Raw genomic sequence first — 12930 nt, 5'->3', positions numbered from 1 at the left:
TTGATGAAAATAGGGAATCTGTAGTACGTGATTTTCACAGTATATGTCTATTGACATTATTTCACCCCATACAAATAGAAGGTCCAGTTCAGAAAGCAGTACTACATATTATCCAAACAGAACGGATTATGCATATATTGGTAAAAAGAACGGGAGAAGATATGCAGAGTCATACAAAAAAATGATAATAAAGCACTAACAGATGAGAACATAGCATTGGAAATTGCAGAGGCATTTGTTAGTAATGAAGTACGTTATAATTTGCTAACACATTGCGGTTTATCTCTGGACAAATTTTTCGTGCGATTATACGACGAGACATCATTTATATCATTATTATACAACATAATTCCAGAAAAAAAAATGATTTTTCTTATTAAAAAAAACTTACTGCCATTCGGAGAAAAAATAGAATGATAGAATATAATAGCAATACAGATGAGCTAAGGATAATCCAACGAGCAATAGTCGAAAATTATCCAAAAATGTTTAAGATAATAAATACCAGTTGGAGATACAAGGACACAACACTGAAAATATCATTACAAGGAAAGTAATTCGAAACAAACAAATATGATAACTTAGTTCAAAATAAACCCGTGATTATGAGTACAGTATCTGCAGAATCCAAGAGCCTCGTCAGCATCATCATCCCAATATACAATGGGATAAATTACATTGAAACTACATTAAATGATCTCTTCGCCCAAACATATCAGAACTTTGAGATCATTATTGCCTACGATGAAAAGTCGACTGACAACACTCTAGCCCTCCTCCAAAAAATCAGTAAAAATCACCCCATAAACATCGACATTGGAAATGACTCAAGTACTGGAGCTGCACGAAATAGAGGAATATCACTTGCTAAGGGTGAGTACATAGTCTTTGTGGATTCAGACGATAGAATTCTTCCAGACTATCTTGAATCAATGCTGACCGTATTCGAGGCGCACCCAGAACTCGATGTAGTCTGTTGTGGTACCCTCTTTATTCATGATACAAAAATACCATACGGACTGCAAAAAGCAAAAAACTCACCCACAGAGATTATTCTCTATCAGAAGGATGACGCCATAATGTTAAAAATATTCGATATCCTTCCATGGGGAATTTGGGCGCATATGATAAGACGTGCATTTCTTATTGACAATAATCTCAAATTACCCGACTGTACTGTTCGAGAAGACTTGGTATTTACCTTAAATTTGTTTATGCATGCTGAAAAAATAGGATACTCCACAAAAATCGTATATCTTTACCTTAAACATGCAGAATCACTTACCACCTCTAAATTCGACAAATGGTGGAAAGAATCACAAATATCAAGAAATGAACTTGCAAAACTCTCACAGAATCTACCTCAAAATGCAGCAAAAGAGATATTATATAGAGATCAACGATTGGTAGCCGCCGGATCTGCTTGTTCTTACGATTACAAAACATATCTTACTGTGTTGCATCAATACGATGTATCACACTTATCATTCTACAGGGGTGGAGATAGCATATCTGGAAAAATGTCAGTAATAGTGTTTAATATCTCAAAATACCTCTATTATCGATCAATTCGTTATATGAAAAAAATATAAACCCAGAATATACGTAAAAATGATATCGGTGATATTATTACAAATACGTCGATAAATAAGATAATAATGGAAACCTCAGAAAAATCCCTAGGAAAAATTAGTATTATCATCCCCGCATATAACGCGGCAAAATTTATTGAAACAACGCTCAATAATCTCTTTGCTCAAACCTACCATAACTTTGAGATCATCATTGCCTATGACGAAAAATCTACAGACAACACTCTCTCCCTTCTCCAAAAAATCAATGAAATCCATCCTTTGACCATTGACATTGGAAAAGACACAAGTTCAGGAACAGCACGAAATCGTGGTTTCCAGCTCGCAAAAGGAGAATACGTAATCTTCGTTGATGCAGACGATGAGATCCATCCAGAATATCTCCGAACTATGATCACCATCTTCCAGACTCATCCAGGCTTAAATGTCGTTTGCTGTGATTATGTCAAAGTATTCGAGAGTACTATCGATGAGGGGTGGCAAATTGTAGAGAACTCACCAACCACCTACAATCTGCTTCAAAGAGAAGAAGCACTCTATATGTTGCTCTGGAAAAAGATCGCAAACGTTCCTTGGTTGTTCCTTGCAAAACGGCAGTACCTCATTGATAATGATATCAGCTTTCCCAATTACTCCTTCGGTGATGACGTGGTTTATGCACACAAACTCATTGCAAACTCAGAAAAAATAGGAAGAAGCGATAAAAAATTATACCTCTTTATCATGCATGAAACTTCTATCACACACACAGTAACCCCAGAGAATTGGTGGATGCGATACGAAAAATCACGGAATGATGTCATCAATTATTTCCAGAAAACAGATCCAATATATTCTGAAGACTATCTTGCCATGATGAAACGAGAACTTATTTACACCAGTGTTCTTCTCTATGACTATCCTGAATTCAAACATGAAATCATAAAACAAAATATCTCTGATTTGCCAATGCTCCACAAACACGACAAATATCTCTATCAACTATCTGTAATCTGCTTCAGAATCTCAAAGTGGGCATTTTATCATCTTGCAAAATTCACAGCAAGATGGATGAAAAATCTCACGCCTATGGGGAAAAAACTGGGGAATTGATTAGAATATATTTGTACCCCATTATTTTGTGAGTAGAATTTCCTCCATTCTCTCAACATATTTCATCATAGTGTAATCCTGTTTTGTTTCAGAATAATTATATTGCTCCTCACTAACTGTCCGATACTGGTTAGAGTCTGCCATTCCGCGTTTACATTTCTTTTCAAATTCCTCTTTTGATTTCGAATAATAATGACAAATACGAATCTTACAGACAGAATTATACTCTGAATATGACCCCATATTAATTTCATTATAGTTTTCTGTGACTGCCTTTCTTCGATGACTCAACCAGGAATAGTGACAATAATGTGGTTGGCCACACCACATGACTCTACAGGGATCCACAATAGATTTTATAAGATGATTGTCCTTATGATTGTCATCAGCATGAACACGGGTATAATTTTTTATAACCAATCCATCAGGTTTGGTGACATGCCCATTTGAATCATACATAATCCAATTAACTCCAACTGCAGGATAATCTTCATAATTTTTAAGAAAATCGGTAACAGTATCAAACTGACCAACGGGAACAATAAACTCATCAGCATCAACAACAGCAAGCCATCGTGTCAGAGATCGATATTTGCAAATTGCATCATTATATGCAGGAATTTGAACAGATTTTCCAGGCATTATTCTATAGACAACCTCACCGGAGTTAATATATGGAGCAAGTATCTCTTTCGTGTTATCAGTTGCTGCATCATACAAGTAAAATTTGTCGACACCAATAAGTTTGTGAAATTCAATCCATTCACGTAGATATGGTGCTTCATCTTTAATAACTGCCACAATGGAGAGATAATCACGATATTTCCGTTTCCCAAACTTAAAAAAATTTCTCACAGAAAAACATAGATAATGAGAACACGCATAAATGCGAGAAAATCCATTTTTTACACAAATATACCAAGGAGATTTCATGAATTGCGTTTTCACCCAATTAATTAGAAGACAATACTATCAGAGAGTATAGACTACAAAAATCCGAATATACTATATTACGAGTCATGTACATCCTAACCCCACAATGAATGTTAATATACATTCATGAGCGGGAAAGAATATCAACTTTATCCAACAAAAACAAAAAAACTATCTATCCCCCACCTCTCCCGCCACTCCCTTACCCCTTCCACATCCACACTACAACAGCAGCCCCCCTCAAACACCCCGGCATCCGCGCGCACACGCCCCTCATAATCACAAATCATCCCGCAACCAGAATAATCCGTACCAGACACGGCATCATACCCAAGACATCCCGCTCCAACAACATACCCCCGATTCTCCAGAGCGCGCGCGCGAAGCAAAAGCTCCCAGTCAGCAACGCGCGCAGCAGGCCAAGCTGCCTGCACAATCACACATTCACATCCTTCTTTCAAGTACGCGCGGAACAGCTCCGGGAACCTGAGATCAAAACATACCGCGCACCCGAACTTCACTCCCCCATACGAAAAAGTAACAGGCACATCACCTGATGAATATCTTCTATCCTCCCCGCACGGAGTAAACAGATGCAGCTTCGCATACTCAGCAAGAACCTCACCATGAGGCCCTGCAACCAGCATCACATTCTGTGGAAGGGAGTGTAACACATCCCGCGCATACGACCCTACAACTACAACCCCGAACTCGCGCGCAAGATCCAGCCACTGACTCTTCACCACATCGCCTGACACTTCTGATGACTCCTCTGATGTTCTCCACCCGGTTGCAAACTGTTCGGAAAACACCACCATCTCTGCACCATCATCCACAGCCCGCAAAACAGCCTCTCTGGCCCGCGCAAACATTATCGTAGGATCATTCCACACCTGCGTGGCCTGAGCGCAGTAAACTCGCATACTGACTCTTCGCAACCAAACGAAAAAAAGATTGTGATGAAATTATCGCACAACAGGCGTCGGGCAGACCGGAACCTGACCGCGACGAATGCGGAGCACCGAAATATACAGGAACACAGAGACGATCACAATCATAGAAACCGGAGCAAGCCATGGAGGGAGATGGATGCCGAAACCTTCAGCAACCATGATCAAACTCAGCACCAGAACCGAGTACATCGCACCATTTTTCAGGTACACATAACGACGAATCGTATCGATGTACTTAATCGTCAGCTCGCGGACCACAATCGCACCAAGACCGCATCCGATAAAGATCAGTGGAACCGAAAACGTAAATGCGAACGCGCCAATAACTCCGTCAATCGAAAACGTACTGTCGATCACAAGAAGCAGCATCAGTTTCGCAGAATCAGATTTTTCACTATGACCAAGCTCGGCAGATTTTATATCAGCAGACAAACGGAAACCCTGAACCAAAAAGAACAGTGTTGAGCCGGCAACCGCTGCAAACGCAAGCAGAGGATCACTCTCAAGCGTTGCCCAGACAACCGCCAGCAGGATCACGGAAACAACCGCATAAAACCAAGGAGCCTGATTTGTCAGGAACCGCTCGCCGGGCATAATACAGTCCTTCTTCTCTGCAAATAGCCAGTGGCAGAAAAGAAACACCATGAACATACCTCCAAACATCAAAAGATAAGGAGCAGTGCTCTCCATTGCGGCCATAGCCGCATCATCATCCGTAAAAGTTACCGTAAGAGCACCGATCGGTCCAAGAGACGGATTCGCAGCCCATAAGATCAGCCACGGCAAAATACCGCGGACAAGAAAAACCGACAGAAGAATTCCCCATACAAGGAACCAGCGTCTGGCCTTCTCCTTCATAGTGGCCAAAATGTCAGCATTGATGATCGCATTATCGATACTTGCGATCGATTCAAAGATGAACAGCCCTATGATTACAACAAGAGCGTAAAGAAGTTCCATTCAAACTACAACGCGTTGTTACGCGCTAACTACACATATTCAAAGCAGGAATAATAAATCTTCTCTCTTGGACTGAAAAAAATGGTTGGCCCACAGACCACAGATTAATTGATCTTTTCTTTTGCTTTGTTGGACACATATCCAATCCAGAGGGTGAAGACCACCGCAATAATCGTCACGAAAACCGCATACCCGAGCATCGCCGGAATGCTACTCTGACTTCCGAAAATTTCCGTGAAGATAGTCTGAATTGCTGAGTTCCAGGCAAGTGCTGCCACAAGACCAAACGCTGCGGTGATCAGTGCCGCAAGTTTATCAATTACATCAATGGAAACTGACATGCGGGTCTATTGGCAACTATCAGATATAAATTATATTAAAGTACCTTCTCAGTACCAGTGCCGGGAATGGCATACTTCTTTTCCAGTTTATTGATAGCAATTGTGGCAACGGTTACAATTGCCAGATAAAAAATGCCGACCGCGGCAAACGCCTCAAAGTAGGAAAAATATTTGCTCGCAATAATTTTTGCAGCGCCGGTCAGCTCAATTACAGTCACCACATATGCTAGGGATGAGTATTTGATCAGATAGATGAACTCATTGGAGACGCCGGGGAGTGCTTTGCGCAGTGCCTGAGGAATCACTACATACCTGATCGCCTGATACTTTGTCATCCCGAGAGCCTGCGCTGCAGTCATCTGGCCGCCCTTGATGGACTGCAGAGCGCCGCGAATGTACTCTGAGTTGTAGGCAGAGTTGCAGAGTGTAAAGCCAACCAATGCCGACATGAACGCGCCGAGAACAATGCCTATTGACGGTAAACCAAAGTAGATGATGAACAGCAGCACAAGAAGCGGACATCCGCGGAAAAAGATCACATATAGCTGCGCGCCCCATTGAAACGGTTTTGCTCCGTAAACACGGGCAACGCTGATCAAAAGACCAAGTAAAAATCCAAGCGGGGCTGTAAGAGCTACAAGTACGAGAGTAACAATAAGTCCGTCCCAGAGTGCGGGCAGGAGAATATCCTGCCAGAACGGAATCTCTGTAAGAATGTGTGCCCAAGCTTCGCTCAGGAAATCAGTCACGCCGGACAGCGCAGTCGCATTGGTGGTAAGATCAGTCGCTGTGGCCATGACTACTCTTCATAGGTTCCCATAAAGGCACGGGTACGTTCAAACGACGGGCTGGTCGGGATGTCTGCAGGTCTGCCGCGCTCAGCGATCTCACCATTTTCCATGAACAGTATCTCGGTTGCAAACGAGGTTGCAAAATGCATCTCATGCGTCACAATCAGCATAGTCATGCCGTCAGCCGCAAGTTTTCGCATGACCTCAAGGACTTCACGCTTGAGTTCAGGATCCAGAGCTGATGTCGGCTCATCAAAGAGCATGACATCAGGATCCATCGCAAGAGCTCTGGCAATAGATACGCGCTGCGCCTGACCGCCGGAAAGCTGGGCAGGATAATAGTCGGCGCGGTCAGCCATGCCCACACGCTCAAGCTCAAACATTGCTTTTTTGCGTGCCTCGGCCTTGTCCATCTTTTTGACTTTGAGAAGTGCAATCTCCACGTTGCGAACAGCAGTCAGATGATCAAAGAGGTTGAAGTTCTGAAACACCATGCCCATTTTCTGGCGGTACTCATTGATCTTTGCGCCTGAGTGAGTGATCTCCTCGCCGTTGAGGTAGACGGAACCGGAGTCAGGCACGGTCAGCTGGTTGATGCACCGGAGAAGTGTACTTTTTCCCGTTCCTGACGGACCGATAAACGCTTTGGTATCGCCTTTGTAGACATCAAACGATACGGATTTGAGAACCTGTAGATCACCGTAGGATTTGGAAAGATTCTCGACCCGGAGAATGGGAGTTGCACTCATGTCTCTGTCACCTCATTGTTGCCGAATCCTGGGATGCGGACTTTCTTTTCCACCCGCTGAATAAGCATCATGCCGCCATAGTTGAGGAGGATGAAGATGATTGCACAGGTGAGATACAAAATCATTGGTTCACCGGTCTTGCTGATAACCTGACTGGTCCTGGTCAAAAGTTCTGCCACACCAATCACATATGCCACGGCCGAGTCGGTTAAGAGAACCGGATATTCATTTGACCATCCGGGAAGGGACAGTCGCAGGGACTGCGGCAGGATGATGGTTTTGATGCTCTGCCATCTTGTCATTCCAAGAGACCGCGCCGCAAGCATCTGACCATCGGCAATGGATAAGATTGCGCCGCGGAAAATCTGGGACTGGTATGCAGCACTTCTAAGTCCGAGAACTACAACTGCAACCGCGAATGCCGGTATGTCAAATCCGGTCATCGGGAAAAGTGCAAAGTAAAAGAGAAACAGAAGTACGATGTTTGGCAGGCCGCGGAAAAACCAGACGTAAATGTCAACCGCCCGTTTGATAATCCAGGGGCCGTAAACCTGTCCGAGCGTGAGAACAATGCCGCAGACAAATCCGACAAAGAGCGACACTCCAACTAAAGCGAGAGTGACGCACATACCTTCAAGAAGATAAGGCGCGGATTCAACTACGGCAGTAATTCCTTCAAACATGGACAGTCCCAAAAGTTAGTATATAGTATGACGCGACATCAAAAAAAGGGTATGGGATTACAGGACGCGATTCTCAGGCTGTTTTGCAGATGTTTTCATCCATTATGATAAGTCCGGCACTAACTGCATGATCGACTCCAGCTTCAATGCGGTCCTTGACTTGGGCGGTTGCTTTGAATCCGAGAACCACCGCGGTGTGGCGGATGAGATCTCCTTTGGGAGTGGAAAACTGTTTTGCAAGAATGGTTGCAGCGGCTGCGGCAATCTCATCGAGTGAGACGTCAGCTGGAGACCATTTAGAGGGACGTTCGCGCGGGGAGACTACACATTCAGGAACGAGAAGGAATCCTTCATCATCGCGGACAAGCCGTCCTTCAGTAATTTCGGCTTCGGCAACCGAGGTTATGCGGTCCCGCACAAGACCGGTCATGCGCGGAACGCGGCCGAGCTCTTTGATGCGTGCGGCAAGAACAGTTTCTGAGACCGGCCCTTCCACAGAGACGATCTGCACAATTGCAGTACCGAGAACCGAGTCCGGGACAGAGGCAAACTGATGATAACTTCCAAGAGAACACTCTTCGCATGCGATGTAGGGTGCAAGCTCCAGACTGAGTTTGGCAGGAGCGGAAGTAGTGGACGCAGATGAGGATGCCGGTACTTCTTCAACGGCTGCGGATTTTTTCACAGAACTTTTCGCAGATGGTTTTTGTTTGGCAGCCTGAGTTTGTTTTTTCTTCGGCGATTTTTTCGCGGCTTCAATCGCATCAAGCAGATCTTTGGTACAGGATGCCGGATGCTGGTACCATTCTGTTGCCCAGATGCGGATCAGATTCCATCCAAGTCCTTCCAGCACCTGAGTGCGAAGTCGGTCACGGTCGCGCGCAACCTCAGACGACCAGTAGTACGGACCGTCACACAGAACTCCTGCAAGATAGACTCCCGGAACTTTTGGATTTTCAACAGCAAGATCAATCCTGAACCCTGCGCACCCGACATTCTTTGAAACGGTGTAACCGTTGTCCTCCAGAAGTCGTCCGACTGTGTCTGCAAAAAGACCTGCCACATCATCATGCGCGGCGGCCGATACATCAAGCGGTAATGCAGGGTCTGCCGCGTAGCTGAGAAAAGTCGCAAGCGCAGAAATTCCTGAAGAAGATCCTGCATCAATCGCAAGATCAGTTCCCCGGAAGTTGGCAAACACTACACACCTCTCGCGGGCGCGGGTGATCAAAACATTGAGACGCCGCTCTCCTCCGTCCTGATTCAAGGGGCCGAAATTTTTACTCAGCTTATGATTCTCATCAAACCCGTAGCCGATACTGATCAGCATCGTGTCGCGCTCATCACCCTGAACGGTCTCAAGATTTTTCACGAAGAAATTTTCTCCGTTTTCAGGACGCATCAGAGCTTCAACATCAGGGTTGTCGCGGAGAAGAAGTTCGACCTCATGACGGATAACCTCCTGCTGGCGGGTGGAGAAGGTTGCGACACCAAGCGTCTTGTCAGGGAACCTGCGATAGTATTCGATGACAGCTTCGGCCACAGCTTTTGCTTCGCCACGGTTCACGCCTGCCTTGCCGCGCTCGTAGATGGTGTCCGGCAGGTGAACAAACGACAGCCCGAGATCAGGAGTCTCATGCATAGGGGAAGGGAAAACCATCAGGTTACCGTCATAGAACTCCTGATTGGACACCGCAATCAAAGACTCATGCCGTGAGCGGTAATGCCAGCGCAGACGTTTCGTCTGGTACGACTGTTTGCAGACATTGAGCAGACTCTCCATATCAGTGATGCTGGCAACTGACTCCGCGTCATCCTCATCCGCATCACTGGCAATCTGATCAAAAAATGCCGTCGGCGGAAGCTGACGCGAGTCGCCCATGACAACAAGTTGTTTTCCTCTCATCAGAGCACCGAGCGCGTCCTCCGGCCTGACCTGACTGGCCTCATCAAAAATGATGATGTCAAACTGTACCGAGCGCGGGTCAAGGTACTGGGCAACAGACAAGGGACTCATCATAAAGCAGGGTTTGATCTGCTGAATGAGCTGACCGGATTTGCTCATGAGCATCCGAATTGACATGTGACCGCGCTTTCGGTTGAACTCACCGGTAAGTACTCCCATCTCCGAGTCGCGGGATGCTCCCGAGTAGAGCTCGGGAATTTTTCCCTCAAGAATTGCTGCAATTCTTTTGCAGTTTTCCGCCACCGCACTGCGGTCGCATGCAGTGAACGCGGCGATTTTTTGTTCATGAGGAATTTTGGAGAACTTGGCAAGGACCGGACGTTCCGAAAGTGCGTCGCGCAGAAGTGAGTCCGCGTAACCGGTAAGAAATGCCGGAACCAGATCGCCCGGGACAAGTCTGTCGGTGAAGAGAAGGTCAACAACCGGTGCCGCCGCAGTTTCTCTGCAGTGATCAGTATAGGAGAGAAGTTTACTCCAGTGAATGATGCCGTCAATATCCGAAGACCAGAGGTCGCAGCGTTTGCGCTGTTCGGCAAAGGTTGGATCCTCCATCTCAGAGACACCAATCCGTGCGAAAAGTTTCGCGCGCGCATCGCTGTGGGCAAGAGCCGCAGTATCAACTTCGGCAAAGAGCGGGGTGACCGCGGCAGTTGTAATGGATCCTGAGCCAAGAAGCTCAAAAGTTTTTGCCGTCGCAAGCCCTTCCTTTACCATGAGCCGGACCGCAGTTATCCAGTCGGTGTATCTCGTAACCGCTGCGGGGTCAGTTTCTTCTCCGCGCCAGACCGGAGCAAACGCTGCGGCGTACAGCTGTTCATCCCTCGCCCATTCATCGCGTGCGGTGAGATAGTCACGGGCGTCAAGAAGATCAGTGAGAATCTGTGCATCAGGAGGAACAGCGCCGGTATAGTACGAGGAGATTTCTGTTTTGATCTCTTTGTAAGATCCAGAAAACATTTTGGCGATTGTTCCTTTGCCGGCAACTTCGCGGAACGCGGCATACAGTCTGCTCGGGTTGCGTGAAAAAATTTCCGGACGAAGTGATGCGAGGACGCGCGTGCGGTGAGCGGAAAGTTTCTGCATATTTGCCGTGAGTCTTGCAACCTCCGCAGGTTTGTCCCAGACAGGATGAGTGAGTGTGTTTGCATCAGCAGCAAACTCGCTCGTCAGCAGCCGGCAGGACTCAACCATCCGCGACACGCCTGTCTCTTCACGAGGAACGGGAACTCCGGTGAGATCAGACAGTTTGCGCATGCAGGAGAGAAGACTTTCGATGGCAATTCTGTAGGTTTCAACAAGCTCAAGAATTTCGTCGCGGTCCTGCGGCAGGACAAGGCCGGGACTACAGCCTGCCCACGGATGACGGGAGAGGGCACGGCCGGTTGGCATGAGCGCTGGAAGCAGGGCTTCGATGTCATGCAGTGCAGCGATTGCATCCTTGTACTGATCCGGAGTGATCTCTTTTGCGTTCGGAATAGCGACGCGCGGAATGCGGCGTGCCGGACCTTCGGGACTGTCTTCAAACTCGTAGCGGTACTGTTCGCGGATACCGAACAGATCGTAGGGCGTGAATGCACAAGCTCCGACAGGTGCGGCAAGTTCGCGGCAGTAACTGTCAAGCTCATGCCTGAGTGAATCGATCTGGAGATGGATGCTGTCTGTTGCCTGCGCGGTGGTGTTCGGATGCTGGATGCATCGTTCGAGCTCGCGGATGACTTCACCCTTTTTCGCTTTCTGACTGTGAAGTTCAAGACAAAATCTTGAAAGTCCTGCGGTGTCGAGACGCCTTTTCACCACTTCGAGAGCGGCCATTTTTTCAGAGACAAAAAGGACAGTTTTTTTGCGTGCCAGCATCTCGGCTATCATGTTGGCAATGGTCTGGGACTTTCCGGTACCGGGCGGTCCTTCGACAACAAGATTTCTGCCTGACTTTGCCTCTTCGATGACGGCTATCTGGGATGAGTCGGCATCCATGATGTTGTAGGATTTTTCAGACGGAAGTCTGATGTCGATCTCGTTTTCCGGAAAAGTTACACCGGCTTCACTTGCATCGGTCGAGCCGGGACGGAACAGTTCTGCAATGAGCGGATGGGTTTCCAGAGAAAAACCGTTGCCCCATGACTCAGGGTCAAGGTCTTTGAACATCACAAATTTGCGGAAACTGAAGAGATCAAGAGCAATCTCGGGACAGTACTCAAAGCCTTTTCCTCTGATTGCTGCGTCAACTGATGCGGCATAGGCGATGAGGCCGTCGGCAGTCTCGGGCATGGTGAACTCAGGGAGAGACACTCCCTGTTCGGCAAGTTTTGCCGAGAGCGAGAGCGAGGTTACGGCATCGTCACCGGTCCAGGTGAGGACATAGTTGTCTTTGACTTTTTGGCGGGTGAGCTCCACGGGGATGAGAAGAAGCGGAGCTTTGTAGAGTTTGTCAGGATGCTCGGCTTCCGACCAGCTGACAAAACCGAGAGCAAGGTAGAGGACCGGATAACCCTGTTCCTCAAAGACGGTTCTGGATTTATTGGAGAGAGCATACAGTCGCTGGCGAAGACTGATGTCGTCATATGGTGTTTTGAGAATGGTGTCCTGCTGTTTTGCGGTTGGCTTTGCAAAGGCAGGGTACTTCCACAGATTTTTTTCCTCAGCATCGGCCTCGGTTTTTTTACCGGCAGGATAAAACTTCATGCCTTTTTCGCAGATGACAAGGCTGTGGTAAACCGCTGCCGGCAGACAGTCGCTGATCTGAATGCTGCGGTTATTGGAAGGTTTGTAATGGAGAAGGTTGTTGCGCAGGGTGAGGTCTAAGAGACGTGAGCGCAGGGTGCCAAGCTCTGATGTTGTTTCGCCTGTTTTCATACAGTGGAATCCCCGTT

10 protein-coding genes are annotated in these 12930 nt (G+C 46.7%); 2 read left to right on the top strand and 8 right to left on the bottom strand.

From position 1 onward, the window contains the following. Positions 1 to 605 precede the first annotated feature (605 nt). Complete coding sequence (locus tag McpAg1_RS05700) at positions 606 to 1592, top strand: glycosyltransferase family A protein (RefSeq protein WP_338094333.1); 987 nt, start codon at positions 606 to 608, stop codon at positions 1590 to 1592. Positions 1593 to 1658: 66 nt separating this feature from the next. After that, on the top strand, positions 1659 to 2684 hold the full coding sequence (locus McpAg1_RS05695; protein WP_338094332.1) for a glycosyltransferase family 2 protein: 1026 nt from the start codon (positions 1659 to 1661) through the stop codon (positions 2682 to 2684). A gap of 21 nt (positions 2685 to 2705) precedes the next feature. On the opposite strand, the gene McpAg1_RS05690 is transcribed toward McpAg1_RS05695, so the two are convergent. The 8 genes from McpAg1_RS05690 to McpAg1_RS05655 form a co-directional block, all read right to left on the bottom strand. Further along, complete coding sequence (locus McpAg1_RS05690; RefSeq protein WP_338094331.1) at positions 2706 to 3617, bottom strand: glycosyltransferase family 92 protein; 912 nt, start codon at positions 3615 to 3617, stop codon at positions 2706 to 2708. Between the two features lie 149 nt (positions 3618 to 3766). Next, complete coding sequence (locus McpAg1_RS05685; RefSeq protein ID WP_338094330.1) at positions 3767 to 4540, bottom strand: nitrilase-related carbon-nitrogen hydrolase; 774 nt, start codon at positions 4538 to 4540, stop codon at positions 3767 to 3769. 42 nt (positions 4541 to 4582) lie between these two features. Further along, complete coding sequence (locus tag McpAg1_RS05680) at positions 4583 to 5530, bottom strand: DUF475 domain-containing protein (protein ID WP_338094329.1); 948 nt, start codon at positions 5528 to 5530, stop codon at positions 4583 to 4585. A 104-nt stretch (positions 5531 to 5634) separates the two neighbouring features. Beyond that, positions 5635 to 5871: a DUF5654 family protein gene (locus McpAg1_RS05675; RefSeq protein ID WP_338094328.1), complete on the bottom strand. Its 237-nt coding sequence runs from the start codon at positions 5869 to 5871 to the stop codon at positions 5635 to 5637. Positions 5872 to 5906: 35 nt separating this feature from the next. Beyond that, positions 5907 to 6668: an amino acid ABC transporter permease gene (locus McpAg1_RS05670; protein WP_338094327.1), complete on the bottom strand. Its 762-nt coding sequence runs from the start codon at positions 6666 to 6668 to the stop codon at positions 5907 to 5909. A 2-nt stretch (positions 6669 to 6670) separates the two neighbouring features. After that, the gene (locus McpAg1_RS05665; RefSeq protein WP_338094326.1) at positions 6671 to 7411 is read right to left on the bottom strand and encodes an amino acid ABC transporter ATP-binding protein; all 741 of its coding nucleotides are present in this window, start codon (positions 7409 to 7411) and stop codon (positions 6671 to 6673) included. After that, the gene (locus tag McpAg1_RS05660; protein WP_338094325.1) at positions 7408 to 8106 is read right to left on the bottom strand and encodes an amino acid ABC transporter permease; all 699 of its coding nucleotides are present in this window, start codon (positions 8104 to 8106) and stop codon (positions 7408 to 7410) included. Before McpAg1_RS05660 ends, McpAg1_RS05665 begins: the two co-directional genes overlap by 4 nt. Before the next feature lie 61 nt (positions 8107 to 8167). Continuing rightward, positions 8168 to 12913: a DUF3320 domain-containing protein gene (locus McpAg1_RS05655; protein ID WP_338094324.1), complete on the bottom strand. Its 4746-nt coding sequence runs from the start codon at positions 12911 to 12913 to the stop codon at positions 8168 to 8170. Between the last annotated feature and the right edge of the window lie 17 nt (positions 12914 to 12930).

This window comes from Methanorbis furvi (genome assembly GCF_032714615.1).
Lineage (GTDB): Archaea > Halobacteriota > Methanomicrobia > Methanomicrobiales > Methanocorpusculaceae > Methanocorpusculum > Methanocorpusculum furvi.
The sequence above is the reverse complement of the archived record's forward strand: the minus strand, read 5'-3'. Positions and strand labels throughout refer to the sequence as shown.

What these genes read in the sequence shown, in the direction of transcription:
- McpAg1_RS05655 (WP_338094324.1), bottom strand. Translation starts at nt 12,913, where the DNA reads ATGAAAACAGGCGAAACAACATCAGAGCTTGGCACCCTGCGCTCACGT.
- McpAg1_RS05700 (WP_338094333.1), top strand. Translation starts at nt 606, where the DNA reads ATGAGTACAGTATCTGCAGAATCCAAGAGCCTCGTCAGCATCATCATC.
- McpAg1_RS05690 (WP_338094331.1), bottom strand. Translation starts at nt 3,617, where the DNA reads ATGAAATCTCCTTGGTATATTTGTGTAAAAAATGGATTTTCTCGCATT.
- McpAg1_RS05680 (WP_338094329.1), bottom strand. Translation starts at nt 5,530, where the DNA reads ATGGAACTTCTTTACGCTCTTGTTGTAATCATAGGGCTGTTCATCTTT.
- McpAg1_RS05695 (WP_338094332.1), top strand. Translation starts at nt 1,659, where the DNA reads ATGGAAACCTCAGAAAAATCCCTAGGAAAAATTAGTATTATCATCCCC.
- McpAg1_RS05675 (WP_338094328.1), bottom strand. Translation starts at nt 5,871, where the DNA reads ATGTCAGTTTCCATTGATGTAATTGATAAACTTGCGGCACTGATCACC.
- McpAg1_RS05665 (WP_338094326.1), bottom strand. Translation starts at nt 7,411, where the DNA reads ATGAGTGCAACTCCCATTCTCCGGGTCGAGAATCTTTCCAAATCCTAC.
- McpAg1_RS05670 (WP_338094327.1), bottom strand. Translation starts at nt 6,668, where the DNA reads ATGGCCACAGCGACTGATCTTACCACCAATGCGACTGCGCTGTCCGGC.
- McpAg1_RS05685 (WP_338094330.1), bottom strand. Translation starts at nt 4,540, where the DNA reads ATGCGAGTTTACTGCGCTCAGGCCACGCAGGTGTGGAATGATCCTACG.